We start from the raw sequence: 23,766 nt of genomic DNA, 5'->3' as shown, positions 1-23,766 counted from the left end.
CGGTGAACTCAACGCGCGGCCGTGCGGCCGAACAGGCCGTTCGGGCGCCAGATCAGGATCACGATCATGATGGTGTAGATCACGAAGGGGCCCATCTTCGGCACGTAATATTTGCCGGCGACGTCGCCGATGCCGAGCAGCAGCGAGGCGAGGAACGGGCCCGTTATCGAGGAGGAGCCGCCGACGGTGACCACGATCAGGAAGTAGATCATGAACTTCAGCGGGAAATACGGATCGAGGCCGAGGATCTCGGCGCTGAGCGCGCCGCCGAGGCCGGCGAGCCCGCAACCGAAGGCAAAGGTGAAAGCGAACACCTGCGGCACGTTGATGCCGAGACCGCTCGCGGCGCGGGGGTCATCGACCGCCGCCCGCAGGCGGCTGCCGAAACGCGTCTTCGCCAGAACCATTTGAAGCGCGATGGTCAGCAGGCCGCAGATCACGATGATCATCAGCCGGTAGCGGCCGATGCCGACGCCGAACAGATCGAACTGGCCTTGGAGCGCGGCGGGCAAATTGATGAAGACCCGCGAGGATCCCTGGATGTAATCGACGGCTGCCACCGACATGAAGGTCAGGCCGATCGTGAACAGCACCTGGTCGAGATGGCTGCGGGCGTAGAGATGACGGTACAGCGTCCGTTCGAGCGCGATGCCGATTGCAGCCGAGGAGACGAAAGCGAGCGGCAAAGCGGCGAAGAACGGCCAACCCATCCGGTTGACCAGCACCATGCAGATATAGCCCCCCGCCATCGCGAAGGCGCCGTGGGCGAGATTGACGAAGTTCATCAGGCCCAGCGTGACCGCGAGCCCGCAGGCGAGCACGAACAGCAGCATGCCGTAAGCGACGCCATCGAACAGGTTGGTGAGGATTGCGGTCATCAGCAGTCGAGGGTCATCTCAAGTGTGGCCAAGGGCCGTGCTGCACTCCCTCTCCCGCTTGCAGGAGAGGGTTGGGGAGAGGGTCTTTCCACTTGGAGGATTCCCGACGACGAGAGAACCCTCACCCGGCGCTCCGCGTCGACCTCTCCCGCAGGGCAGGCGGGAGAGGTGAGGAGAGCCCCGGGATGACGCGCTTTCGCGCGTCACTTCTTGGTCTTGCCGAGATCTTTGACAGCCTCGAAGGTCGCGAACTCGACATTGTAGAGTTCGCCATCCACTTTCTCGACCTTGCGGATGTAGATGTTCTGCACGATGTCGCGGGTCTCGGGGTCGATCGAGATCGGACCGCGCGGGCTCTCCCACTTCTGGCCCTTCATGGCCTCGATCAGCTTGTCGCCGTTGGTGTCGCCACCTGTCTTCTTCAGCGCCTCGTAGATCAGGTGGATGCCGTCATAGCCGCCCACGGCCATGAAGCCCGGACGGTTGCCGAAGGCCTTCTTGTAGGCCGCGACGAAATCCTTGTTCATCTGCGAGGGGTGCGCCGCGGAATAGAGATGCGCGGTGACCGTGCCGAGCACGGCGTCGCCCATGTTGTTGAGCAGATCGTCGTCGGTGACGTCGCCCGGCCCGATCACCTTGATGCCGGCCTTGTCGAGGCCACGCTCGGCATATTGCTTCATGAAGTTGCCGCCCTGGCCCGCCGGCACGAACACGAAGATCGCGTCCGGCTTTGCGTCCTTCATGCGCTGCAGGAACGGAGCGAAGTCGGGGTTCTGCAGCGGCACCTTGACTTCTTCGACCACCTCACCGCCGCCGGCCGTGAAATGCTGCTTGAAGAAGTTGAGGGCGTCATTGCCCGGCGCGTAGTCCGAGGTCAGCGTCGCGACCTTCTTGATGCCGTTCTTCACCGCCCAATCGCCGATGATGGTCGAGGACTGCGCCAGCGTGAAGCTGGTGCGCACGATATAGGGCGAACGTTCGGTGATAATGGAGGTGCCGGCCGCCATCACGACTTCAGGAATCTTGGCCTGGGTAGCCAGCGGCGCGGCGGCGAGCGCGGCCGGCGTCACGCCGAAGCCGGCGATGAAGTTGACCTTGTCGTTGACGATCAGCTCCTGCGCGGCAGTCTTGGTCTTATCCGGGATCGCCGCGTCGTCCTTGACGATGATTTCGATCTTCTTGCCGGCGACGGTGTCGCCCTTCTGCTGCATGTAGAGCTTGATCGCGTTCTCGATCTGCTTGCCGGTCGAGGCCTGGCCGCCGGTCATCGGCAGGATCAGCCCGATCTTGACCGTGTCTTGCGCCTTGGCAGGCGCGACGGCCGCGAGGCCCGCGATCGCAACGACCGCTGCGGTGCGTAAAAAAATCCTGCGTTCGAACATCAGATGTCCCTCCCCTTCATTCCTCACCTCTTGTGCGGCGGACCGAGTACCCGGTCCTTGCCGCGCTTCACTCACGGACAAGCCATGCCGTGCGGCCACATGGCGTCCTCTGTAACCCCGTTGTCAATCGAACGTTGGGCGACCATTCGGCGCAAGCCGCGCAATCTGCCTCAACAACGGCGGAGAGCTATTTGTACGATTGTACAAATGAAATGGTCCTGTCAACGAAAAAGCCCTGTGACACTGGGCCGGAGGGCGATGGCTTTGCCACCCTACGAGGGCCGCACCACACCGGGGATGGAGGATTCAGTCTCTCATTTGCAGAATCCGGACATCTTAAGTGCGTCCGTGGCATGCCCCGTCCTACGATCCGTCCAATGACAAATACCCGGTGTATACCGTACCAACAGCGGCGACCTCATCAAGTACAAAATATGCCTATTATAATACCTTCTCTGTATACAGCTTTGCCCTCCCTCGAATAGGCCAATTTTACCTATTGAGAGATATGGTTGCCGCTAACGCCTATGGCGCTCCACCATCCGCGCCCCGTCGGGGGCACGACCAGAGATATTCATGCGTTCTCGCTCGCTTTCGATCGCCGCCGCACTCGCCCTGCTCAATCTCGCAGGCTGCGGGACGGTCAACGAGAAGCTCTCCGCCGGGATGGGCGACTACGTCCCGCAATGGGCCGGCGGCCTGCCCGCTGATGCGCCGCCGCGGCCCGGCACGCCGCAATACGATGCCTACATGAAGGAGCGCGAGCGCAAGCGGCTGATGCCGGCGACCGATCGCGAGAAGGAAGAACAGGCCCAGAAGGGCGCGACGGGGACGACGTCGGCCGGCGCGGGGCGCTGAGGAAGCGAATGGCGAACAGGGAGTAGCGTATAGGGCGCGCTCCCCCTCCACTCACCATTCGTCCCCCATTCGCTAATCCACGAACACAACGGTCTTGCGGCCGTTGAGGATGACGCGGTCGTCGAGATGGTAGCGGATGGCCCGGGCCAACACGCGGCGCTCGATGTCACGGCCTTTGCGGACCAGATCTTCCGGCGTGTCGCGATGGCTGATGCGCTCGACGTCCTGGTCGATGATCGGGCCCTCGTCGAGGTCGCGCGTGACGTAATGCGCGGTGGCGCCGATCAGTTTGACGCCGCGCTCATGGGCCTGGTGATAGGGCTTGGCACCCTTGAAGCCCGGCAGGAACGAGTGGTGGATGTTGATGCAGCGCCCCGACAGCTTTGCCGAGAGATCGTCGGACAGGATCTGCATGTAACGGGCGAGCACCACCAGATCGGTCTTCGTCTTGCCGACGAGGTCCATAATCTGTGTCTCCTGCTCGCGCTTGGTCTCCTTGGTGACGGGCAAATGGTGGAAGGGGATGCCGCCGAAATCGAGCCCGGCATAGACCTCGCGCGGGTGATTGGAGACGATCGCGGTCGGAATCATCGGCAATTCGCCGGTTCGCCAGCGATAGAGGATGTCGACCAGGCAGTGATCGGACTTTGAGACCAGCAGCATCACCTTGCGATGCGCAGCGCGGTCGCGCATCTGCCATTCCATGCCGAAACGCTCGGCGATCGCGGCGAAGCCGGTCTGCAGTGCCGCGAGTTCCACGGCAAGATCGGCCGCTGTGAACACCACCCGCATGAAGAACTTCTTGGTCTCGACGTCGTCGAACTGCTGGGCGTCGAGGATGTTCTGTCCGTTATGAGCGAGAAACGTCGAGACCGCCGAGACGATGCCTGGGCGATCCGGACAGGACAGGGTCAGGACGTATTGATGGTCGGGCAAGGCTCGGCTCTTGATGAAGGTTTGTGCAGCGGAACGATCCAGCGGATTGCGCCCTGCTCTAGCACCGACCCGCCCTTGCGCCAATCCCAACCGCGGAGTCAGGATGAACGGACAATTGCGAATTCTCAACGGAGCATACCCATGGCCGACCGCTTGAACGGCTACCGCATCCTGATCCTGGAAACGCGCGAGGAGGCGCAGTTTTCCAAGCTTCTGGCCGAGCAAGGCGCCGAGGTCGTGCAATGCCCGATGTTCACCATCCATGATGCGCCGGATCCGGCTCCAGTCGCGGCTTGGATTCGCCGTGCCATCGACAAGCCCTTTGACGATCTCGTGCTGATGACCGGCGAAGGCCTGCGCCGCATCATGAAGCTCGCCCGCGCCCGCGGGCTCGACGCCGCCCTTGTCGCGGCGCTCGCCCAGGCGCGCAAGTTCACCCGAGGCCCGAAGCCGGGCAAGGCGCTGCGCGAGATCGGCCTCGAGACGCAGCAGACCACGGAGAAGCCGACCACCGAAGGCGTGATCGAGATGCTGGCCAGACTCGACCTGAAGGGGCGGCGCCTCGGTCTGCAGCTCTATCCCGACAAGGATCATAGCGCGCTGACCGGCGCGCTGGCCGCGCAAGGCGCCGACGTCGATACGGTGCTGCCCTACGTCTACGATTCCAAGGCTGCCGATGCCAATATCGTCGCCGCCATTGACGACATGGCAGAGGGACGCATCGACTCGATCGCCCTGACCAATCTCGGCCAGGTCCGCCGGCTGATCGAGGTTGCCAAGGCGCGCGGCAGCGAGACGAAGCTGCGCGCAGGTCTCGAACGCACGCTGATCGCATCGGTCGGCCCGGCCGTTTCCGGCGAGCTCGCAGCGCATGGCTTGCGCACGGACGTCTCGCCCGCCGACGAAGCCTATTTCATGCGTCCTCTGATCTCGGCCATGGCAAGTGCGTTGGCCGACAGGAAAGCGGCCAGCGCGGCGAGGTAAGAGCCGAGCGCGGGGGCGGCCTGCGGCGACTGCGATTGACACCGGCATCGCCAGCGTTAGGTTGCACCACAGCAAGAAGAAACAACAAGGTTAAGGAAATCGCCGTGACACGCGTCATCGCGTCGTGAGCGCCACTGCACGACCTTCGGCGCTCGCGCCATTCCGCATCCGCAACTACCGCTTCCAGTGGCCGTCCGATCTGCTCACCTCCTGGGCCTTCGAGGTCGAGACGCTGGTGCTCGGCTGGTACGTCATCGTCGAGACCGGCTCGGTGCTGCTGCTCACGCTGCTGGCTTCACTCCAGTTCGTCGGAACATTGGTCGCGCCCGTGTTCGGCATGATCGGCGACCGGATCGGCCATCGCGATCTCCTGGTCGTCATGCGCCTTGCCTATACGGCGCTGTCGTCGACCATCATGGTCCTCGCGCTGAGCGGTCATCTGTCGCCGCTGAGCGTCATGATCATCGTCACGATCATGGGCTTGATCCGCCCCTCCGATCTCGGCGTTCGCGGCGCGCTGCTCGCCGATATCATGCCGGCCGAGCAGCTGGTGGGCGCGATCAGTGTTGCGCGCACGACCCAGGACAGCGCGCGCATTGCCGGAGCGTTGACGGGGGCCGGGCTGTTCGCCGTGCTCGGTATCGGCCTCGTTTATGTGGCGATCGCCTGCCTTTACTTCACGGCAGCGCTTCTCATGCTCTGCCTGACCCAGCCGAAAAGGACCGTCACCACGAGCGATCTTCCCGCAAGCAGCCACACCGTTTCGCGGCTGCTTGGCGACCTCAAAGAGGGGATCGTCTATGCCTGGAACGGGCCGGCAATGCGCGCGGCGCTGTGCGTCGCTTTTCTGGCGAATCTCACCGCATTTCCTTTCACGGGCGGATTGTTGCCCTACATCGCGCGGGAGATCTTTCACACTGATCAGACCGGCCTCGGATATCTCTCGGCGAGCTTCGCCGTCGGCTCGCTAATCGGCTCCATCACGCTCAGCCTGGTCAGTGGCGTACGCATTGCCCGGCTCCTGATCGGCGCAACGCTGGCCTGGTACGCAATGCTGCTGGTGTTCGTCGAGGTCAGGACGATGCCGGTGGCGATGGCCTGCCTCGTCCTCGCCGGTATCGCCCAGAGCATGTCGATGATCTCGGCTGCCGTCATCCTGATGCGCACCGCGAGCGCACATCTGCGCGGCCGTGTCATGGGCGTGCGCATGATGGTGATCTATGGATTGCCGATCGGACTGCTCGCGGCCGGCAGCCTGATCGACGTCATCGGCTATTCCGCGACGGGCTCGCTTTATGCCGGCGCAGGATTCGTCGCGATGCTGGCAATCGCGATCCGCTGGCGCGCCGATCTGTGGCCGGCGCACGCGCCGGCCAATGCGCGATGACGGCGTCCCCGTAACGACGTCAGACCTCAACCGGCGGCGATCTCAGAGGAAGCAACGCCGCCACCCGCGAATCGCGCAAATAGAGACCGCCCCAGGCAAGACCAGCAAGATAGACGCCGAACAGCATATGGCTGAAGAGCGGGTTGCCGACCCGCAAGTGAACCGCCACCGTGCCGCCCATATAGGCGGTCAGCAGGATCGCACCGAGCACGGCCGTTCGCGGGAAGCCGTAGAGCGCGGTGCAGGCCAGCGCCACCACGCCCAGCGCGCGCGCCAGATCGGCCGAGGAGGGATAGCCGAGCTCGGCGGTCGCGTTGATCACGACGTCTAGCGGGACGAGCTTCATCCCGGCATCAAACAGCATGAAGGCAATCACGAGCCCGCTCATGACCCAGCCGGCCACATGTCTCGACTTGGAAATCGTCATCACCTACGACGCCTTCCCCTTGAGAAGGGCGACGATGGCCATCGCATGGCCGTGACCAAGGCCGAACTCGTCCTTGAGCGCGGCCACGATGGCACCCGCTTTCACGCCGGCCACCAGTCCCGCTCCGGTCGAAAAACCCCGGTCCTTGCCCCATTTGCGAAATTGGTCCGGGCTTTTGCCGGTCTTGGCCTGGATATTGTCGAGATAGGCCTTGAAACTCACCGCAGCGCTCCTCCGATGTTCGCTCCACCAGCGCGGCCGGAGCGATCCAGGCATATTGCGGTCAGGACGTGGTCGTCTTGTATGAAAACGACAATTGCGGCCGCTCGCGCGAGAGGCGCGCAGGCGTCATGCCGATCAGTTGCCTGACCGAGCGGGTAAGATGGGCCTGATCGAAATAGCCGGCGCCCGATGTCGCGTCGAGAACGGAGCTGCCGCTCACCAGCAAGGCCGCGGCGCGACGCGCCCGCTGGATCTGCTGATGGCTGCTGAACGTCATGCCCGTAACGCGGCGAAAGTGGCGCTGAACCGAACGCCGGCTCATCCAGTCGACGTCGCCGTCGATCGCCGCATCGGTCGCGTGGCTGCGTGCGATGACACCCGCGCGCGCCATGCGAGCGACGAGACTCTCCGCATCGTCGTAGCCTGGAATGTCCCAGCTTAGACCCGAAAACAGAAAACGGCCGTTGAGCAGCACCGGCAACTGCATGTTTTGATGGTCGATCAGTGCGCTCGTCGGTATCTCCGGCAGGTAGGTTCCCAGCCGAAACCGGATCGCGAGCCATTCGCCGTTCGCGGGACATTCGACGAGTGTCCCGCGGGTGACCGGCCCTCGGAGCGTCACCGCCAGAAACTCCGGGAGCCTGGTGACCACAAGCTCGATATTTCCCTCGGCCATCGACAGGAACGAGCCGCCACGCCGGCTCCGGCTGCGCCATACCCGCTCGACGTAAGGCGAGTCCGACGCGCGATGGTCGAACTCTATGAGCACGGAAGCACCGGGAATGCGCAGATCATCGTTCCTCCCCGTAGCTCCCGAGCCGCGCGATATCGAGGATCGTGACCCCGCCATATTCCAGCCGCAGCAGCCCCTCCTTCTCCAGCCGATTCAGCGCGCGGTTGGCATTCTGGCGGGACATGCCGGAGAGCGCGCCGATCTCCTCCTGGGTGATCTCCAGATGCGCGGTCGATTCCGGATAGAGGATCGGGTTGAACAGCGAGGCGATGCTGCGGGCGAGGCGCGCGGTGGCATCGAGCGTGCGGTTGACCTCGAGCATGCCGATGAACTGGCCCAGCCGCTCGTTGAGCTGGCGCACCAGGAAGCGGTTGAAGCCGACGCTGTTCTCGAACAGCCACATGAAGGCGCTGCGTTCCATCAGCGCGATGCGGCTGTCGCGCAGCGCGACCACGTCGTAGCGGCGCGGCTCGTTCTTGAGCACGCTGCCCTCGCCGAACCAGGCCCCTGCCGTCAGCCCGGCAAGGCTGGTCTCCTTGCCGTCGCGCGAGACCCCGCCCATGCGGGCAAGGCCGCGCACCATGCCGGCCCAATAGGCAAAGATATCACCGCGCATGAACACGCTCTCGCCGGTGCCGTAGGACCGTTCCGTAATTCCGACGCGCGCGACCTCGATCTCGGCTGGAGTGAGCTCACGCGACCAAGCGGCAATGCGCTTCAGATGATCCTCTGAAATCATGATCTCGAAGCCAGCCGCACCGTTCTGTCACCCCATGCTCCTGTTGCACTGCAACAGAATCGCTTCAGCCATCCATCCGACGAAAGATGAAGACCCGCTCGGCCCGACAACTTTGTCGCAGAATTGTCAGGCCGGAGACATTTCAAAATAGCGCTTTCCCCTATTGAGGACCACCTTGGGCGATGCGGCTTTTGATCCCTCACGGGAACGAAGGTGGCGCCGGTCCGGTCGAGACCAATAGCTGCATGGTCTGGCCGGCACGACCGTACTAGGATCGCCTGACAGGAACGGAAGAGCGCCAATCAAGCGCCATCACCGGGAGGGATTCGTTTGGTGGCTACCAGTCTCGAAGTGCGCGGCGTGTCCTTACGATTCGGCGGCGTCCGCGCGCTGACCGACGTCAGCTTCGCCATCAGGGAAGGCGAGCTGTTCTCGATCATCGGCCCCAACGGCGCCGGCAAGACCTCGATCGTGAACTGTATTTCCGGTCGCTACAAGCCGACCGAAGGCCAGCTGTTCTATCGGGACCGCGACATCACCGGCTTGACGCCGAATGCCCGCGCCTCACTCGGCATCGGCCGTACCTTCCAGAATCTCGCGCTATTCCACCACATGAGCGTGCTCGACAACATCATGGTCGGCCGCCATCACCTGCTGAGGAACAATTTCCTCACGGGCTCGCTGTACTGGCTCACCGGCGCGCGCAAGGAGGAGCTCGAGCACCGTCGCAAGGTGGAAGAGATCATCGACTTCCTCGATCTGCAGCCGGTGCGCAAGGCCACCGCCGGCACCCTCCCCTACGGCCTGCGCAAGCGCGTGGAGCTCGCCCGCGCCATGGCGCTGGAGCCGCGCCTGATCCTTCTCGACGAGCCCATGGCCGGCATGAATTTCGAGGAGAAGGAGGACATGGCCCGCTACATCGTCGATCTCAACGAGGAGTTCGGGATGACGGTGGTGATGATCGAGCACGACATGGGCGTGGTGATGGACATCTCGCATCGCGTCATGGTGCTGGATTTCGGCAAGAAGATCGCCGAGGGCGATCCGGCGACAGTGCTCGCCGATCCGCACGTCAGGCGTGCCTATCTCGGCGAAGAGGACGAGGTGCTTGTCGATCCCGATGATGCCTCTCCGGCGCAGGAGAGCGCGGCATGATGGATTATGCGGGCCGCGTCGCGCAGGCCGACACCTATCCGAAGATGCTCCGGCTCAATGCTAGGGAGCACGGCAACGAGATCGCAATGCGCGAGAAGGATCTCGGGCTCTGGCGCATCTTCACCTGGAACGACTATCAGGCCCGCGTGCGCGATTTCGCGCTCGGCCTCATCGAGCTCGGCCTGGGCCGCGGTGATGTCATCGGCATCATCGGCGACAACCGGCCCGACTGGGTCGCGGCAGAAGTTGCGACGCATGCCATTGGCGGCCTCAGCCTCGGGCTCTATCGCGACGTCCTGGACGAGGAAGCTTCCTATCTCCTCAACTACGGCGAGGCGCAGTTGGTCTTCGCCGAGGACGAGGAGCAGGTCGACAAGCTGCTCATCCTTGCCGAGCGCGTGCCGAAGCTGAAGCACATCATCTATTCCGATCCGCGCGGGATGCGGAAATACGACGACCCGCGCCTGATGCCGGCGGAGAAGTTCGCCGAGCTCGGCCGCGCGCGGGCAGCACGCGAGCCGGAACTCTACGACAGATTGGTCGATGCCACCGAGGGCGAGGACGTCGCGATTCTCTGCACGACGTCGGGCACCACCTCGCATCCGAAGCTCGCGATGCTCGCCGCCGGACGCGTGCTCGGCCATTGCGCCACCTATCTCGCCTTCGACCCCAAGGGTCCCGATGACGAATACGTGTCGGTGCTGCCGCTGCCCTGGATCATGGAACAGGTCTACGTGCTCGGCAAAGGTCTGCTCTGCCGGATGAAGATCAACTTCGTCGAAGAGCCGGACACGATGATGAACGATCTGCGCGAGATCGCACCGACCTTCGTTCTGTTCGCGCCCCGCGTCTGGGAATCGATTGCCGCCGACGTCCGTGCCAAGGTGATGGACGCAACGCCCTTCAAGCAGCGCCTGTTCGACATCGGCATGAAGTCGGGCCTTGCCGCGCTCGAACAGGGCAAGCGCTCGGGCTTTGCCGACGCGATCCTGTTCCGCGCACTGCGCGATCGCCTCGGCTTCACCCGGTTGCGTTCGGCCGCGACCGGCGGCGCGGCGCTCGGGCCTGACACCTTCAAGTTCTTCCAGGCCATGGGCGTGCCGCTGCGCACGCTCTACGGTCAGACCGAGCTGCTCGGGGCCTACACGCTGCATCCCGAGGGCAAGGTCGATCCTGATACCACCGGCGTACCGATGGCCGACAATGTCGAGATCCGTATCGACAATGCCGACGTCCACGGCGTCGGCGAGATCGTCGTGCGGCACCCCAACATGTTCCTCGGCTACTACAAGAACCCCGAGGCCAGCGTCGCCGACATCAAGGACGGCTGGATGTGCTCGGGCGACGCCGGCTATTTCAACGCCAACCACCAGCTCGTCGTGATCGACCGCATCAAGGATCTCGCCGAGACCTCCCGGGGCGAGCGCTTCTCGCCGCAATTCATCGAGAACAAGCTGAAATTCTCGCCCTATATCGCCGAAGCCGTGGTGCTTGGGGCCGGCCGCGACGCGCTCGCGGCAATGATCTGCATCCGCTACTCCATCATCTCGAAATGGGCGGAAAAGAACCGCCTCTCCTTCACGACCTACAGCGACCTCGCCTCACGGCCGGAGGTCTACGCGCTGCTGCAGAAGGAGGTCGAGACCGTCAACGCCACGCTGCCGCCGGCCCAGCGCATCTCGCGCTTCCTGCTGCTCTACAAGGAGCTCGACGCCGACGACGGCGAGCTCACCCGGACGCGAAAGGTGCGCCGCGGCGTCATCAACGAGAAATACGCCGGCATCATCGATGCCATCTACCGCGGCGATTCCGACATCCCCGTCGACACCGTGATCCGCTTCCAGGACGGCACCACGCAGCGGGTGCGAACGACGCTGCGCGTGGTGAACCTCGGCGGGCACGGGCACATGGCGGAGGCTGCGGAGTGATACAGATCCTCGTCATGCGCGGGCTTGACCCGCACATCCATCCTCTTCTGAACAGTCTTCCTTCCTCATCGATGGATTGCCGGGTCAAGCCCGGCAATGACGGGCCGAGTCACTCAACATGAACACCGCCTTCCTCATCCAGCTCCTGGTCAACGGCCTCGTGGTCGGCACGCTCTATGGCGTAGTCGCGATGTCGTTCGTGCTGATCTACAAGGCGACGCAGGTCGTCAACTTCGCGCAAGGTGAATTGCTGCTGGTCGGCGCCTGGGTGTGCTGGGCCTTGCTGGCGAAATACCAGGTGCCGTTCTGGATCGGCATGCCGATCACGCTGGTGTTCATGTTCGTGTTCGGCGTCGCGGTGCAGGTGCTGATCCTGCGGCCGATGATCGGCGAGCCCATCATCTCGGTGATCATGGTGACGATCGGCCTCTCCACCGTGCTGCAGGCGACGCTGAAATGGATGTTCGGCGTCAATCCGCAGCCGTTCCCGCGCGTGTTCGAGAGCCAGTCGGTCGACCTGTTCGGACTGCAGATCCAGACCGTCTACGTCATGAGCCTCGTGGTGTCGGTCGCGATGATGATCGGCATGGCCTGGTTCTTCCGCGCGTCGAAGTACGGCCTTGCGATGCGCGCCACCGCGTTCAACCAGCAGGTGGCGCAGTCGCTCGGCATTTCCGTCAAGAGCGTGTTCGCGATGGCCTGGGCGATCTCGGCGACCGTCTCGGCGGTCGCCGGCGTCGTCGTCGCCGTCGTCAATGGCGTGTCCTCGGGCCTTGCTGCCTACGGCATCAAGGTGTTTCCGGCGGCGATCCTCGGCGGGCTCGATTCCGTCGGCGGCGCGGTGCTCGGCGGCATCATCATCGGGCTTTTGGAGAACGTCGCCCAATATGTCGACAGCGAGTATCTGCACTGGGGCAATCTCTACGAGATCGCGCCGTTCTACGTTCTCATCATCGTGCTGATGATCAAGCCCTACGGCCTGTTCGGCACCCACGACATCGAGCGGATCTGATCTATGGCCGGCCCTGCCCTCATTCCCGCTGGTGATTTCCGCACCACTTACGCCGCGGACACCACGATCTTCCCGACCACCACCAGCCGCAACTTCGCGATTCTGGGCGTCGCGCTGCTCTGCCTCGCGCCGCAACTCTTCAGCGGCTACTGGCTCAGCATTTTGATCCAGATCGGCATCTTCTCGATCGCGGCGCTCGGCCTCAATATCCTGGTCGGCTTCACCGGCCAGATCTCGATCGGACACGCGGCCTTCTTCCTGCTCGGCGCCTTCACCTCGGCCTACATCTCCAATAATGCGCCGATCCCGGTGTTCTTCGCGATCCCGCTCGCGGGACTCGTGACGGCGCTGGTTGGGTTGATCTTCGGCATCCCCGCGGCGCGGCTGAAGGGACTCTACCTCGTCATTGCAACGCTGGCCGCGCAATACATCCTGCTCGACTTCTTCTCGCGCGCCGAGTGGTTCTCCGGCGGCTCGGTGCCGGCGAGCGCCGAGCCGTTCTCGATCTTCGGCTACACGCTGCGGGGCGACCGGCAATATTTCTACGTCGTGCTGGCCTATGTGCTCTTGAGCTACATCCTCGTCACCAACCTGATGCGCACGCGCGATGGCCGCGCGCTGGTGGCGATCCGCGACCATTATCTCTCCGCCGAGATCATGGGCATCAACCTCACCAGGTACCGCACGCTGTCGTTCGGTCTCGCCGCCTTCTTCGCCGGCATCGCGGGCGCGCTCTACGCGCACTATCAGCTCGTGGTCTCCCAGGAAGGCTTCGGCATCGAGCGCTCAATACTGTTCCTGGCCATGATCATCATCGGCGGCACCGGCTCGGTCATGGGCACGCTGATGGGCACCGCCTTCGTGGTGCTGCTGCCCGAGGCGATGGAGTTCATCAGCCATCATTTGAAGGGCGGCGCGATCGACAAGGCGCTCTCGCTTAACACCAACATCACCTTTCTGCGCGAGATCGCGATCGGGGTGATCATCATCGCATTCCTGATGTTCGAGCCCGATGGGCTCGCGCATCGCTGGCGACAGATCAAGGCGTATTGGAAACTCTACCCGTTCTCGCATTGAGCACGGCTACTTCACTTAAACGATAACAGGAGGAACCAACCCATGAAGACCAAATCGTTTTTAAGCACCGCGTCGCTCGCGTTTGCGATCGCTGGTTTTGCGGCCAGTGCGCAGGCCCAGATCGCCGTCGGCCATCTCGCCGACTACTCCGGTGCGACGTCGGACGTTGGCACGCCCTACGGCCAGGCCGTCGCCGACACCTTTGCCTGGATCAACAAGAACGGCGGTATCGGCGGCAAGCAGGTCAACCTCGATACCAACGACTACGGCTATCAGGTGCCGCGCGCGATCGCGCTCTACAAGAAGTGGTCGGCGCCGGATGGCAAGGTTGCAACGATCATGGGCTGGGGTACCGCAGATACCGAAGCGCTGACCGGCTTTGTTGCGCAGGACAAGATTCCCTATATCTCCGCCTCCTACGCGGCGGCGCTGACCGATCCGGAAGGCGTGAGCGGCAAGGCCAAACCCGCGCCCTACAACTTCTTCTACGGCCCGAGCTATTCGGACGCGATGCGGGCATTGGTGACCTGGGCGGCGGAAGACTGGAAGGCCAAGGGCAAGAGCGGTAAGCCGAAATTCGTCCATATGGGCGGCAATCATCCGTACCCGAACGCGCCGAAGGCCGCCGGCGAGGCGATCGCCAATGAACTCGGCTTCGAAGTGCTGCCGCCGATCGTGTTCGCGCTGACGCCCGGCGATTACTCCGCGCAATGCCTCAGCCTGAAGAGCTCCGGCGCCAACTACGCCTATCTCGGCAACACCGCAGCCTCGAACATCTCCGTGCTCAAGGCCTGCAAGACCGCCGGCGTGGACGTGCAGTTCCTCGGCAATGTCTGGGGCATGGACGAGAACGCCGCCAAGACCGCGGCTGACGCCGCCGACGGCGTCGTCTTCCCGCTACGCACGGCCGTAACCTGGGGCGGCAACGCCCCAGGCATGAAGACGGTGATGGAAATCTCGAAAATATCGGATGCAAGCGGCAAGGCCTATCGCCCGGTGCACTATATCGCAGGCGTCTGTAGCGCTCTCTACGCCAGGGAAGCCCTCGACTGGGCCGCCAAGAACGGAGGTGCCACCGGTGAGAACGTCGCCAAGGGCTTCTACCAGAAGAAGGACTGGGTGCCGGCCGGCATGGACGGCGTCTGCAATCCCTCGACCTGGACCAACAAGGACCATCGCGGCACCCTCAAGGTCGATCTCTATCGCACCAAGGTCTCCGGTTCGACCAATGCCGACCTGAACGACCTGATGGCCAACGGCACGATCAAGCTCGAGAAGGTCAAGACCGTCGAGCTGCCGCGCAAGCCGGAATGGCTGGGGTGGTGAGCCCTGCTTTCACCACGCGAACACTGTCATCCCTCGCGTTGTGCGCAATTGCGCACCCGGGCGGGGGATCCAGTACGCTGCGGCTTCTCGATGAATCTCAGGCGCCTCTGGAATACTGGGTCGCCCGGTCAAGCCGGGCGACGACAGCGGAGTTTTGAAGCATGACCGACACCCTCGAAGCATCCCGCGCCAAGCCAACCGCCATGGCACCCGCTCCCCTCCTCGCCGTGCGCAACATCGAGGTCGTCTATGACGATGTGATCCTGGTGCTGCGCGGCCTCAGCCTCGACGTGCCCAAGGGCGCGATCGTGGCGCTGCTCGGGGCCAACGGCGCCGGCAAGTCGACGACGCTCAAGGCAATCTCGGGGCTGCTCAAGACCGAGGACGGCGAGGTGACGCGCGGCGAGATCCTGTTCGAGGGCGAGCGGATCAACGGCATCGATCCCGACAAGATCGTCCGCCGCGGCATCTTCCAGGTGATGGAGGGCCGGCGCATCGTCGCCGACATGACCTCGCTCGAGAATCTCAAGCTCGGCGCCTTCACGCGCCGGGACCGCGAGGTCGACGCCGACCTCGACATGGTCTTCAGCTATTTCCCGCGCTTGAAGGAGCGCACCGGCCTTGCCGGTTATCTCTCCGGCGGAGAGCAGCAGATGCTCGCAATCGGCCGCGCGCTGATGGCGCGCCCGAAGATGATCCTGATGGACGAGCCTTCGATGGGCCTGTCGCCGCTGCTGGTGAAAGAGGTGTTCTCGATCATCCAGAAGATCAACCGCGATCTCGGCGTCACCATCCTCCTGGTCGAGCAGAATGCGCGCGCGGCGCTCTCCGTGGCGAGCCACGGCTACATCATGGAGCAGGGCAAGGTCGTGCTCGACGGCAGCGCCGACGCATTGCGCGACAACGAGGACGTCAAGGAATTCTACCTCGGCGGCGCCGGCGACCAGCGCAAGAGCTTCAAGAACCTCAAGAGCTTCAAGCGGCGCAAGCGCTGGCTGTGATCCACAAGGAGCCTAGCCGAGCACCTGCTCGGCTTCCGTGACCGCGCAGAGAACATGATAGAACGACGACGCAGGAATGGTGTCGATCAGCGATTTGCCGTCGCGATCGAACTGGTCGTACCAGCCGCCCTTGACGGGATGGCTGAGATAATGCCGTTCGAGCCGCACCAGCGCCGCGCGCGCCTCGTCCGCCGCACCCGCCTCGCCGGATTCGGCCTGCGCGATCCACGCCTTCGCGATCTCGGTTTGCGGCCACAGCCGGCGCGTGCTGCGGCGGATGTTGCCGCTTGCGTCGCCCTCGTCGACGAGGCAGCCCGTCGCCTCGTCGCGATAGCGCAGCGAGGTCTCCAGCAGTTCCGCACGACGCTGGCCGGTCGGGCATCCCGTGATGCGTTCAAAATTCTTCAGCAGCCAGACCCATTCCGCCTGGTGGCCCGGCTCGACGCTGACCGGCTCGATCTTCGACCAGTCCTCCTCGAAATATTCCGACAATACGTGCCTCTGCTTGTCGTAGAGGTTGGCGAGGAACAATGCGAAGAATTCTCCGGCACGGTTCTGGAACGACAGATCGTGGGTCGCCTCGAAGCACGCGATCATCGCCTCGAACAGATGCATATGCGGGTTCTGCCGGCGCGGCAGCGAGACCGGAAGGCCTTCGTGGACGCCGCCATGCGGCGAGCGCAGGTGTCCGTCGAGGAAGGCGAGCAGCGCATCGATCTCGGCGCGGACCTGCGTATCCTGGTCGAGCGCATAGACGCTGGCGAGCGCAAACAGGATGAAGGCGTGGTCATAAGCATCACGCCGGGCATCCAGCACCGATCCGTCCGGCGTCAGCCGGTGCACATAGCCAGGCCGGCCATCGGGCGCCTTCGCTTTGGCCAGCAGGTGCTCCAGCCCCTTCAGCGCAATCGCGCGCCCCTCGGGATACCAGCCCATCTGTGCCGCCTTGGCGTAGCACCAGATCTGGCGGGCCTGCACGAACACGCGCCGGGGCGCGGCGGCATCCGCCGCACCGTCGCGGTGCAGCCGGTCGATGAAGCCGCCTGCGGCGTGATCCCAGCCGACCGTCGACCACAGCGGCAGCGCCTCGTCGATCATACGGCGCTTCAGGCGCGCAACGACGTTCGACGCCTCGTCCGCCGCAATGATTCCTTCGTCCGCCATCGGGTCCCTTTCAAGCCTCGCCCCTGGCGGTCTGATAGCCATGCCGGTGGCGGCGCGCAACGGATGCCAACACGGAAAGAACAGCCATGACCGCCCATTACGACGCCCGCGAGACGCGTGAGCAAGCCGCGCGCGAGGCCGACCTGTTCGCCCGCCTCCCGGAGGTGCTGCGAGCCGCGATGGCCGCCCCGGCCTATGCCGAGCGGCTGAAAGGCTTCGATCCCGCCGCCGTGACCTCCAGGGCGGCTCTGGCGGATTTGCCGGTGTTGCGCAAGTCGGAACTGCCCGCCCTGCACAAGGCCTCCGCGCCCTTCGGAGGCTTCGTGGCGGCGGCGCCTGGCTCGTTCGCCCGCCTGTTCACCTCCCCCGGTCCAATCTTCGAGCCGGAAGGGCGACAAGCCGATCCCTGGCGCGGCGCAAGGGCGCTGTTCGCAGCCGGGTTCCGCCCCGACGACATCGTCCTCAATACCTTCAGCTACCATCTCACCCCCGGGGGATTCATCTTCGATGCGTCGGCGCGGGCGCTAGGGTGCGCGGTGATCCCCGCCGGCCCCGGCAACACAGAACAGCAGTTCGAGCTGATCGAGGCCTACCGGCCGGTCGGCTACAGCGGCACGCCGGACTTCTTGAAGATCCTGCTCGATGCCGCCGCAAGCTCGGGGCGTGACGTTTCCTCGATCAAGCGCGCGCTGGTCTCGGGCGCAGCGTTTCCGCCCTCGCTTCAGGCCGAGATCAAGGGGCGCGGCATCGATGCCTACCAGGCCTTCGGTACCGCCGATCTCGGCCTCATCGCCTTCGAGACCGAGGCCCGCGAAGGCATGGTCGTGAACGAGGACCTGATCCTGGAGATCGTCAAGCCCGGCACTGGCGATCCGGTCGCACCAGGTGACGTCGGCGAGATTGTCGTGACTTCGCTCGACCCGCACCATCCCTGGATCCGGCTCGCGCTCGGCGACCTCACCGCGGCCCTGTCCGGCACGAGCCCGTGCGGGCGCACCAACATGCGCATCAAGGGCTGGATGGGCCGCGCCGACCAGACCACCAAGATCAAGGGCATGTTCGTCCGGCCCGAGCAGATCGCCGAGATCGGCAAGCGCCACGCGGGGCTCGGAAGACTTCGCCTCATCGTCACGCGCCAAGGCGAGACCGACGCCATGACGTTGAGAGCGGAAGCCACGACTGCTGGCGACTCGCTCCGCGACGAGATCGCGGCGAGCTTGCGCGCCGTCACGAAGCTCGGCGGAGCCGTCGAGCTGGTCAGTCCCGGCACGCTGCCGAATGACGGCAAGGTCATCGCGGACGAGCGCTAGTCCCCAAAGAAGCCAATTCCCTGCCAACAGGGAATTTTGCAGGGAAACCCACGCAAAACGCCGCCACCGCAACGTGAGAAACGGCCGAAACGCCCCGTGAATTCAACCGCATCGCGGTGGTCGGGCACCAACACAGAACAGGGAAAATTTCGCTAAGGATCAGGGAAGTGGCGCGGCCCGAACAGGGAGGCGTCGCCGAGACGTCAGCTTCCGGCCGCGAAGACGGCTGCATCTTGGAGGACAACGCCAGCATTGAGCACGCGCGGGCCTCGACTTAACGATGGGAATGAGCGATGGAGCTCTGGCTTTCAGCCACATGAGTGCGTCGCGCCACGCGCAATCAGCCGCAGACCGTCGGCTGCGAGCAACGTCAAAGCGGCTTATCCCGCCCTCACAATTGCGAGCAGCGCTCCAAGATGTCCGGCGGTTGGACACCTATATGTAACCTGATACCATGCTTCTATGAAAGCATACAAGCGCAATCAGATCGAGGACGCCATTGCGGCGGGGCTCGGCGCGAATGACGACAAATCACGTAAGAACGTGGTCACGCGACTGAAACGCCTGTTAGACACCGACCGCGCGCTGGACGTGCGTCCCCAATCGGACCAACCCGAACTGGCAAACTACGCGTTTGTGAGTGGCGATGCTCCGGGAAAGGGCGGCGAGGTTCCGTTTTCGGACTATGAGAGCTTTGCGTTGCTGATCGGCTTGCACATGCTCAATCACAGATGGCCGCAGAGGTTTGTTGTCGAATCGCTGCGGCGCATCAGGCCGGCGCTGCAACGCCAGCACAAAAAGATCATGAGGCTCGATCCGGCCAAGTTGTTCGATCCGAATCAGATCCGGCTGCAAGCCAGACTCGGGAGTCCAGTTCTGGCGACGAGCTCACCAGCGCTTCTACTGATTTGGTCGGATCAACGGACGGCGGAAGACCCCGCCCCGGCCGTTGAGATTTTCGAGGACTATGGCGCGGCATTCAAGCACGGGATTGAAAAGCCGGGCCGGTCCACCACTTGGATCGAACTCACGCGATCCGCACACCTGTTATCAGAACAGCTCGCCAAAACGCGACCTCGCAAGCGAGGACGCGGCTGAACTAGCCGAATAAAAACGGACTACGCACATCACACAATTAATTGAACCCCGTACCGATGCTTCAAACCAGACCTGGCGCGACTGGTGCATGGGCTGGCAAAGCCACGTGCTGAAGCGCGCATAGGGCGCGGACCGAGTGCACCGAAGGGGCAATCGACGATGCACCCACGTCCAATTGAAACCCATGTTGACGCTTCTAACCGGCCGGCACCCGAGCAAACATCTGCGTGCGGCGCCAAGGCCAACCCATAGGAGCAAACGATGACTACATCATCGAAACACAACGAGGTCTTCACAGAAGTGGGACCGGTCGAGCGTCTACCCATTGAGGCAATTTCGCCGCCACGACGATCGCTCCGCAAATACACCGATCAGCATAAGAAACAATACGCGAAATGCATCGAGACATTGGGCTTGATCAGCCCTGTTATCATCGATTCTGCGGGCGTGATCGTCGCCGGTTTGATCTGGTACCATGGCGCGCTGCAGCTTGGCTTGCGCGAGCTCCCGGTCATCCGGGTCACGCATCTCACTCCCGAACAACTCGAACTCTACCGGATTGCTGAGCAGCGGCTCGGCGAGCTAGCGCCTTGGGACGATCGCTCGGTCGCAGAAGCCTTCAAGGAGCTCTCTCAGCTCGACCTCGGGTTCAGTCTCGAGGTCACCGGCTTCTCCCAGGGAGAGATCGATTTTCGCATCGAGAGCCTCGAATCTCTGCAGCTTGAGCCGGCTCCGGACCCGGCCGACATTGTTCCTGCGGTGGTCTCGGCCCCCGTTTCGGCTGTCAACGATCTCTGGCAAGCCGGGCCACATCGGATATTGTGCCAGAGCGCGCTTCAGTCCGATTCATTCTCCACCCTCATGGCCGGCGAGCGCGCCCGCGCCGTGATTACCGATCCACCGTTCAACCTCCCCGTTCACGGCCACGTCTCCGGCAAAGGACGCATTCGCCACCGTGAGTTTGCGATGGCGTCCGGCGAAATGTCCAATGAGGAGTTTACCGCTTTCCTGAGCGGCTATCTTCGCGGCTCGACCGAGCACCTCTCCCCGGGAGCTCTCCTCTACATCTTCATGGACTGGCGTCACTGCGCTCAGATTCTTGCGGCCGGCCAGGCCATTGGCCTCGAACTCAAGAACATCTGCGCGTGGGTCAAATCCAACGCTGGCATGGGATCGCTCTATCGCAGCCAGCACGAATTGGTCTTTGTCTTTAAGCACGGCAAAGCGCCCCACCGCAACAACGTCGAGCTCGGTCGACATGGCCGCTTCAGAACCAACGTATGGCAATATCCCGGATGCAATAGCTTCGAACGGAGCGGCGAAGAAGGTAACCTGCTTGCCGTACACCCCACTGTGAAGCCGGTTCAGTTGCTCGCCGATGCGATCCTCGACTGCACGGAACGCAATGACATTGTTCTGGACAACTTCCTGGGCAGCGGCTCGACCTTGCTGGCCGCCGAAAGGGTCGGCCGCCGCCTCTATGCGACCGAGCTCGAGCCGCGTTACGTTGATGTCGCGATAAGGCGCTGGCAACGCCACACCGGTCAAAGCGCGGTCCATGTCCCAACCGGACGCCTGTTCGACGAAATCGCCGCAGACAAGCAACGGGAGCGCGGGCAATGACCAAGCGCAAATCCGAAAACTATTCAGTTGGCTACGGAAAACCTCCGAAAGCGCGACGCTTCAAGCCCGGCCAGTCCGGCAATCCACGCGGTAGGCCGAAAAAATGTCTCTCTTTGATCGAACTTTTTGCGCGCGAGTTGAGGCGGAAGCGAACCATTGTCGAAGATGGACAGCGATTGCGTATCCAGACAGACGAGGTATTGGTGAAGCGAGTAGTCGATCTCGCGGTCAAGGGCAATGAGAAAGCCTTGAGGATGACAATGAAACTGACCGAGCAAATTCGCGAAATCGAAAGTGAAAAAATCGAAAACGATCGTGACCCGGTGTCGATAGAGGAAGCAAGGGCCCGGTTCGCGCGACTACGGGCCACCATCCTGGCCGACTCCACCCCTGCCACGGGGATTGAAGATTCTTTCCCGTAGCCCGGAGAAGATCCGGCCAGATGGCTATCCTGGCCAAGGCACAGTCTGACGCTGTCGTCTCTAATCGATCGCGGTTGGCTAGGCGAGCCTCTCCATCACCCAATCGTGCAGCCCCAGCCGCATGATGGTCGAACACAACTCGCGACCGGTCCAGACGTGAATGTCAGAGCGGTCGTCGGGGGCGCTCAGCGCCCCCTTCGGCGAATGACAAATGAAGAAGAACCGGTCGAACTGCTCGGTGGCGTCCATCCGGCGGATATAGGCGTCCAAGGTCTTTTGGCTGGCGGCAGACTTGACCTGGACCGCCGCGCGCTCGTTGATCACCGCATGCTCCAGCTCGAGGTCAACCAACTTCTTGGTGCCACCGAGCACGGAGACCCGGTTCCAGCCACTGCGCGCAAAGATGATGTCAACAAGGGTCTCGAAATCGGCCCAGTGCAGCAGCTGCAGCGCCTCAATCGTCACCTCGAGCAGCGCGGTTCGCGCTTGGCTCGCCTTTGCGACGATCGGCTCCTCGATCCCGTTGATCCGCCGTAGCAGATAGTCCTGCGCTTTCACGGCGCAAATCGTCCGCCGATAGCTTGCGACCTTGGTCAGCTTTGTGCTGAGCGAATTGATTTTGAGCGGTGTCCCATTGATGTCGGTCTTGCGCCACCCGACGATGGCCGTCCTGAAGCGTTCGCCTGGACGCGTTGGATCAGGTTTGACCCAGGTGACCTCTGGCTCCGCAAACGTCCACCACAAATGATCGCGCGCGAACGTGATCCAAAGACACCTTTCGTCCAATTCGTAGAAGTCGGCAACCTCCTGTGCGTCGCGCGCCGCGGACTGTGGCGATCGGCCCAGTGCAATCAGATTCGCGATGATCTTCGCCCGGTCGCCTTCAATGGCAAGTTCGTGGCTCACCGAACCGTATCCGAAGTGCAGCTCAGCACGGTCCAGGCTGCTCTCCCACCGGCCGCCGGCGCCGAGCTTGATGTACCGAACCGTCGTTGCTGAAACCTTCATCAGGTGCCCCGTCGCTGCCACCACTGATAGCTCCGGCCATCGAATTTATCCAGTTTTGGGATAATCCAGCTTCAGGATCAAATTGACCGCCGCCGATTCTCTGGCCCGGCGGTCATGCAAAAGTCCCTGAGAACCGCGGAACATGCCCGCCTGATCGAACTTCTTGTCGCAGCGCGACAGAAGGCCGGCATTCGCCAGCATGCTTTGGCCAAGAAGCTCGGCCGCCCGCAATCCTTCATCGCGAAGTACGAGGGCGGTGAACGGCGGATCGACGTCGTGGAATTTGTCGCCATCGCCCATGCGCTGGGCGTTGATCCCGTGAGGCTGTTCCGGGACTTTCTGTCGACCCGGGGTTCGGCACCGAAGCAGCCCAAGCGCTAAGCCCATCACCTTCGGTGCGCAGTGGAGGAGCCGCAGCCATCGGGCGCTGCGGCCATTTTCCAGAACGAAGCCAGCTGGCCTTGCCTCACCCGCGCGCGAAGCCTAGCAAGCGAAGCGTCCGCTTCTGCTGCACCAAAGCGGCGCGGTCGTAGCGCTCCAGCCCTTGGAGGCCTTTCAGATCGGCGGGCAGCGGGCCGGTCAGAAGCGCGGCCAACATCGCCTGCCGCAGGCTGCGGATGTGCAGCCGCGCGAGCTTGGACCGCGCAAGCGCCATCGCCGCATCCGCCGAGACTTGAGGCCCGAGCCCGGAAGCAATCGCGACGGCAAGATTCGCCGCCTCGGCAGCATCGCTGATAGCGCTTCGCGCCAGCCCATGACGCAGTGCATTGCGGCTGGACCTCGTCTTGCCACCCGCCGTTTTCGGCCCCGTGCTGCGCTTGGCGTTGCGGCGATTGGCTTCGATTTGTCGAACTGACGTCATGTCCAAGCGCCTCCGTCGGGGGCGGGTTGCGGCCCCCGAACGCTCGCTCCAACCTCCTGAAACTTCAAGGCTTTTGACGCCAAACGAGCCGCAAAATTACTGCAGAAAGGACTGGCATTCCCGCGCAAAAGGAGCGTTAATCACCGGACCGGCCTTTCGGCCCTTGGCCCCGGTCTTTCCCCTCGCAGCGGCGGGGGTTTTGGCGGTGCGGCGGCAAGCCGCGTCAACCAAGGA

The 23,766-nt window shown here is 63.3% G+C and carries 24 protein-coding genes; 14 read left to right on the top strand and 10 right to left on the bottom strand.

The window, feature by feature from the left end:
* Nucleotides 1-8 precede the first annotated feature (8 nt).
* Both I6F09_RS25930 and I6F09_RS25925 read right to left on the bottom strand, forming a co-directional pair.
* Nucleotides 9-878, bottom strand: a complete 870-nt coding sequence (locus tag I6F09_RS25930; protein ID WP_036015727.1) for a branched-chain amino acid ABC transporter permease — start codon at nt 876-878, stop codon at nt 9-11.
* 203 nt (nt 879-1,081) lie between these two features.
* Nucleotides 1,082-2,260: an ABC transporter substrate-binding protein gene (locus I6F09_RS25925; protein WP_036015725.1), complete on the bottom strand. Its 1,179-nt coding sequence runs from the start codon at nt 2,258-2,260 to the stop codon at nt 1,082-1,084.
* A gap of 576 nt (nt 2,261-2,836) precedes the next feature.
* Between I6F09_RS25925 and I6F09_RS25920 the strand changes: the two genes are divergently transcribed.
* The gene (locus I6F09_RS25920; protein WP_036015722.1) at nt 2,837-3,118 is read left to right on the top strand and encodes a hypothetical protein; all 282 of its coding nucleotides are present in this window, start codon (nt 2,837-2,839) and stop codon (nt 3,116-3,118) included.
* 72 nt (nt 3,119-3,190) lie between these two features.
* Here the strand turns inward: I6F09_RS25920 and purU are convergent, their stop codons facing one another.
* A complete protein-coding gene (gene purU / locus I6F09_RS25915; RefSeq protein WP_036015720.1) occupies nt 3,191-4,054 on the bottom strand; it encodes a formyltetrahydrofolate deformylase in 864 nt (287 codons plus the stop codon).
* A 141-nt stretch (nt 4,055-4,195) separates the two neighbouring features.
* On the opposite strand from purU, the gene I6F09_RS25910 reads away from it, so the two are divergent.
* The gene (locus I6F09_RS25910) at nt 4,196-5,038 is read left to right on the top strand and encodes a uroporphyrinogen-III synthase (RefSeq protein ID WP_225189387.1); all 843 of its coding nucleotides are present in this window, start codon (nt 4,196-4,198) and stop codon (nt 5,036-5,038) included.
* Nucleotides 5,039-5,162: 124 nt separating this feature from the next.
* Nucleotides 5,163-6,425, top strand: a complete 1,263-nt coding sequence (locus tag I6F09_RS25905) for an MFS transporter (RefSeq protein ID WP_057028719.1) — start codon at nt 5,163-5,165, stop codon at nt 6,423-6,425.
* A 19-nt stretch (nt 6,426-6,444) separates the two neighbouring features.
* Here I6F09_RS25905 and I6F09_RS25900 read toward each other — a convergent pair whose 3' ends face one another.
* From I6F09_RS25900 to I6F09_RS25885, 4 genes are all read right to left on the bottom strand, one after another.
* Nucleotides 6,445-6,852, bottom strand: a complete 408-nt coding sequence (locus tag I6F09_RS25900; protein ID WP_225189428.1) for a DoxX family protein — start codon at nt 6,850-6,852, stop codon at nt 6,445-6,447.
* A gap of 3 nt (nt 6,853-6,855) precedes the next feature.
* On the bottom strand, nt 6,856-7,074 hold the full coding sequence (locus tag I6F09_RS25895; RefSeq protein WP_225189386.1) for a DUF4287 domain-containing protein: 219 nt from the start codon (nt 7,072-7,074) through the stop codon (nt 6,856-6,858).
* A 61-nt stretch (nt 7,075-7,135) separates the two neighbouring features.
* A complete protein-coding gene (locus I6F09_RS37755) occupies nt 7,136-7,843 on the bottom strand; it encodes a helix-turn-helix domain-containing protein (protein ID WP_036015707.1) in 708 nt (235 codons plus the stop codon).
* A 22-nt stretch (nt 7,844-7,865) separates the two neighbouring features.
* Complete coding sequence (locus I6F09_RS25885) at nt 7,866-8,546, bottom strand: Crp/Fnr family transcriptional regulator (RefSeq protein WP_225189385.1); 681 nt, start codon at nt 8,544-8,546, stop codon at nt 7,866-7,868.
* A gap of 333 nt (nt 8,547-8,879) precedes the next feature.
* Between I6F09_RS25885 and I6F09_RS25880 the strand changes: the two genes are divergently transcribed.
* The 6 genes from I6F09_RS25880 to I6F09_RS25855 all read left to right on the top strand — a co-directional run bounded on the left by I6F09_RS25880 (nt 8,880) and on the right by I6F09_RS25855 (nt 16,045).
* Nucleotides 8,880-9,701 carry an ABC transporter ATP-binding protein gene (locus I6F09_RS25880; RefSeq protein ID WP_036029911.1) on the top strand — a complete coding sequence of 274 codons (822 nt, stop codon included), beginning with the start codon at nt 8,880-8,882 and terminating at the stop codon, nt 9,699-9,701.
* Entirely contained in the window at nt 9,698-11,629 is a 1,932-nt protein-coding gene (locus tag I6F09_RS25875; protein ID WP_225189384.1) for a long-chain fatty acid--CoA ligase, read from the top strand. The genes I6F09_RS25880 and I6F09_RS25875 overlap by 4 nt, the downstream gene beginning before the upstream one ends.
* 118 nt (nt 11,630-11,747) lie before the next feature.
* Nucleotides 11,748-12,641: a branched-chain amino acid ABC transporter permease gene (locus tag I6F09_RS25870; RefSeq protein ID WP_225142518.1), complete on the top strand. Its 894-nt coding sequence runs from the start codon at nt 11,748-11,750 to the stop codon at nt 12,639-12,641.
* A gap of 3 nt (nt 12,642-12,644) precedes the next feature.
* Nucleotides 12,645-13,718 carry a branched-chain amino acid ABC transporter permease gene (locus I6F09_RS25865; protein WP_225189383.1) on the top strand — a complete coding sequence of 358 codons (1,074 nt, stop codon included), beginning with the start codon at nt 12,645-12,647 and terminating at the stop codon, nt 13,716-13,718.
* Nucleotides 13,719-13,760: 42 nt separating this feature from the next.
* On the top strand, nt 13,761-15,044 hold the full coding sequence (locus I6F09_RS25860) for an ABC transporter substrate-binding protein (protein WP_225189382.1): 1,284 nt from the start codon (nt 13,761-13,763) through the stop codon (nt 15,042-15,044).
* A 161-nt stretch (nt 15,045-15,205) separates the two neighbouring features.
* A complete protein-coding gene (locus I6F09_RS25855) occupies nt 15,206-16,045 on the top strand; it encodes an ABC transporter ATP-binding protein (RefSeq protein ID WP_036015696.1) in 840 nt (279 codons plus the stop codon).
* A gap of 12 nt (nt 16,046-16,057) precedes the next feature.
* On the opposite strand, the gene I6F09_RS25850 is transcribed toward I6F09_RS25855, so the two are convergent.
* Complete coding sequence (locus I6F09_RS25850; RefSeq protein ID WP_225189381.1) at nt 16,058-17,209, bottom strand: AGE family epimerase/isomerase; 1,152 nt, start codon at nt 17,207-17,209, stop codon at nt 16,058-16,060.
* An 86-nt stretch (nt 17,210-17,295) separates the two neighbouring features.
* Between I6F09_RS25850 and I6F09_RS25845 the strand changes: the two genes are divergently transcribed.
* From I6F09_RS25845 to I6F09_RS25830, 4 genes are all read left to right on the top strand, one after another.
* Entirely contained in the window at nt 17,296-18,519 is a 1,224-nt protein-coding gene (locus I6F09_RS25845; RefSeq protein WP_225189380.1) for an AMP-binding protein, read from the top strand.
* A 462-nt stretch (nt 18,520-18,981) separates the two neighbouring features.
* Nucleotides 18,982-19,617 carry a hypothetical protein gene (locus I6F09_RS25840; RefSeq protein ID WP_225189379.1) on the top strand — a complete coding sequence of 212 codons (636 nt, stop codon included), beginning with the start codon at nt 18,982-18,984 and terminating at the stop codon, nt 19,615-19,617.
* 261 nt (nt 19,618-19,878) lie between these two features.
* Nucleotides 19,879-21,240 carry a DNA modification methylase gene (locus tag I6F09_RS25835; RefSeq protein ID WP_225189378.1) on the top strand — a complete coding sequence of 454 codons (1,362 nt, stop codon included), beginning with the start codon at nt 19,879-19,881 and terminating at the stop codon, nt 21,238-21,240.
* The gene (locus I6F09_RS25830; protein WP_225189377.1) at nt 21,237-21,662 is read left to right on the top strand and encodes a DUF5681 domain-containing protein; all 426 of its coding nucleotides are present in this window, start codon (nt 21,237-21,239) and stop codon (nt 21,660-21,662) included. Before I6F09_RS25835 ends, I6F09_RS25830 begins: the two co-directional genes overlap by 4 nt.
* A gap of 78 nt (nt 21,663-21,740) precedes the next feature.
* Here the strand turns inward: I6F09_RS25830 and I6F09_RS25825 are convergent, their stop codons facing one another.
* The gene (locus I6F09_RS25825; protein ID WP_225189376.1) at nt 21,741-22,670 is read right to left on the bottom strand and encodes a hypothetical protein; all 930 of its coding nucleotides are present in this window, start codon (nt 22,668-22,670) and stop codon (nt 21,741-21,743) included.
* A 114-nt stretch (nt 22,671-22,784) separates the two neighbouring features.
* On the opposite strand from I6F09_RS25825, the gene I6F09_RS25820 reads away from it, so the two are divergent.
* A complete protein-coding gene (locus I6F09_RS25820; protein WP_225189375.1) occupies nt 22,785-23,051 on the top strand; it encodes a helix-turn-helix transcriptional regulator in 267 nt (88 codons plus the stop codon).
* Nucleotides 23,052-23,136: 85 nt separating this feature from the next.
* Here I6F09_RS25820 and I6F09_RS25815 read toward each other — a convergent pair whose 3' ends face one another.
* Nucleotides 23,137-23,532, bottom strand: coding sequence for a hypothetical protein (locus tag I6F09_RS25815; RefSeq protein WP_225189374.1), 396 nt, complete (start codon nt 23,530-23,532; stop codon nt 23,137-23,139).
* Nucleotides 23,533-23,766: the final 234 nt, after the last annotated feature.

Source organism: Bradyrhizobium sp. IC3195 (assembly GCF_020193585.1).
Lineage (GTDB): Bacteria > Pseudomonadota > Alphaproteobacteria > Rhizobiales > Xanthobacteraceae > Bradyrhizobium > Bradyrhizobium yuanmingense.
The sequence above is the reverse complement of the archived record's forward strand: the minus strand, read 5'-3'. Positions and strand labels throughout refer to the sequence as shown.

Bases quoted from the DNA above. Each gene is read 5' to 3' on its own strand.
- I6F09_RS25930 (WP_036015727.1), bottom strand. From the start codon at position 878: ATGACCGCAATCCTCACCAACCTGTTCGATGGCGTCGCTTACGGCATG.
- I6F09_RS25925 (WP_036015725.1), bottom strand. From the start codon at position 2,260: ATGTTCGAACGCAGGATTTTTTTACGCACCGCAGCGGTCGTTGCGATC.
- I6F09_RS25920 (WP_036015722.1), top strand. From the start codon at position 2,837: ATGCGTTCTCGCTCGCTTTCGATCGCCGCCGCACTCGCCCTGCTCAAT.
- I6F09_RS25910 (WP_225189387.1), top strand. From the start codon at position 4,196: ATGGCCGACCGCTTGAACGGCTACCGCATCCTGATCCTGGAAACGCGC.
- I6F09_RS25900 (WP_225189428.1), bottom strand. From the start codon at position 6,852: ATGACGATTTCCAAGTCGAGACATGTGGCCGGCTGGGTCATGAGCGGG.
- I6F09_RS25885 (WP_225189385.1), bottom strand. From the start codon at position 8,546: ATGATTTCAGAGGATCATCTGAAGCGCATTGCCGCTTGGTCGCGTGAG.
- I6F09_RS25875 (WP_225189384.1), top strand. From the start codon at position 9,698: ATGATGGATTATGCGGGCCGCGTCGCGCAGGCCGACACCTATCCGAAG.
- I6F09_RS25870 (WP_225142518.1), top strand. From the start codon at position 11,748: ATGAACACCGCCTTCCTCATCCAGCTCCTGGTCAACGGCCTCGTGGTC.
- I6F09_RS25865 (WP_225189383.1), top strand. From the start codon at position 12,645: ATGGCCGGCCCTGCCCTCATTCCCGCTGGTGATTTCCGCACCACTTAC.
- I6F09_RS25860 (WP_225189382.1), top strand. From the start codon at position 13,761: ATGAAGACCAAATCGTTTTTAAGCACCGCGTCGCTCGCGTTTGCGATC.
- I6F09_RS25855 (WP_036015696.1), top strand. From the start codon at position 15,206: ATGACCGACACCCTCGAAGCATCCCGCGCCAAGCCAACCGCCATGGCA.
- I6F09_RS25850 (WP_225189381.1), bottom strand. From the start codon at position 17,209: ATGGCGGACGAAGGAATCATTGCGGCGGACGAGGCGTCGAACGTCGTT.
- I6F09_RS25845 (WP_225189380.1), top strand. From the start codon at position 17,296: ATGACCGCCCATTACGACGCCCGCGAGACGCGTGAGCAAGCCGCGCGC.
- I6F09_RS25840 (WP_225189379.1), top strand. From the start codon at position 18,982: ATGAAAGCATACAAGCGCAATCAGATCGAGGACGCCATTGCGGCGGGG.
- I6F09_RS25835 (WP_225189378.1), top strand. From the start codon at position 19,879: ATGACTACATCATCGAAACACAACGAGGTCTTCACAGAAGTGGGACCG.
- I6F09_RS25830 (WP_225189377.1), top strand. From the start codon at position 21,237: ATGACCAAGCGCAAATCCGAAAACTATTCAGTTGGCTACGGAAAACCT.
- I6F09_RS25825 (WP_225189376.1), bottom strand. From the start codon at position 22,670: ATGAAGGTTTCAGCAACGACGGTTCGGTACATCAAGCTCGGCGCCGGC.
- I6F09_RS25820 (WP_225189375.1), top strand. From the start codon at position 22,785: ATGCAAAAGTCCCTGAGAACCGCGGAACATGCCCGCCTGATCGAACTT.
- I6F09_RS25815 (WP_225189374.1), bottom strand. From the start codon at position 23,532: ATGACGTCAGTTCGACAAATCGAAGCCAATCGCCGCAACGCCAAGCGC.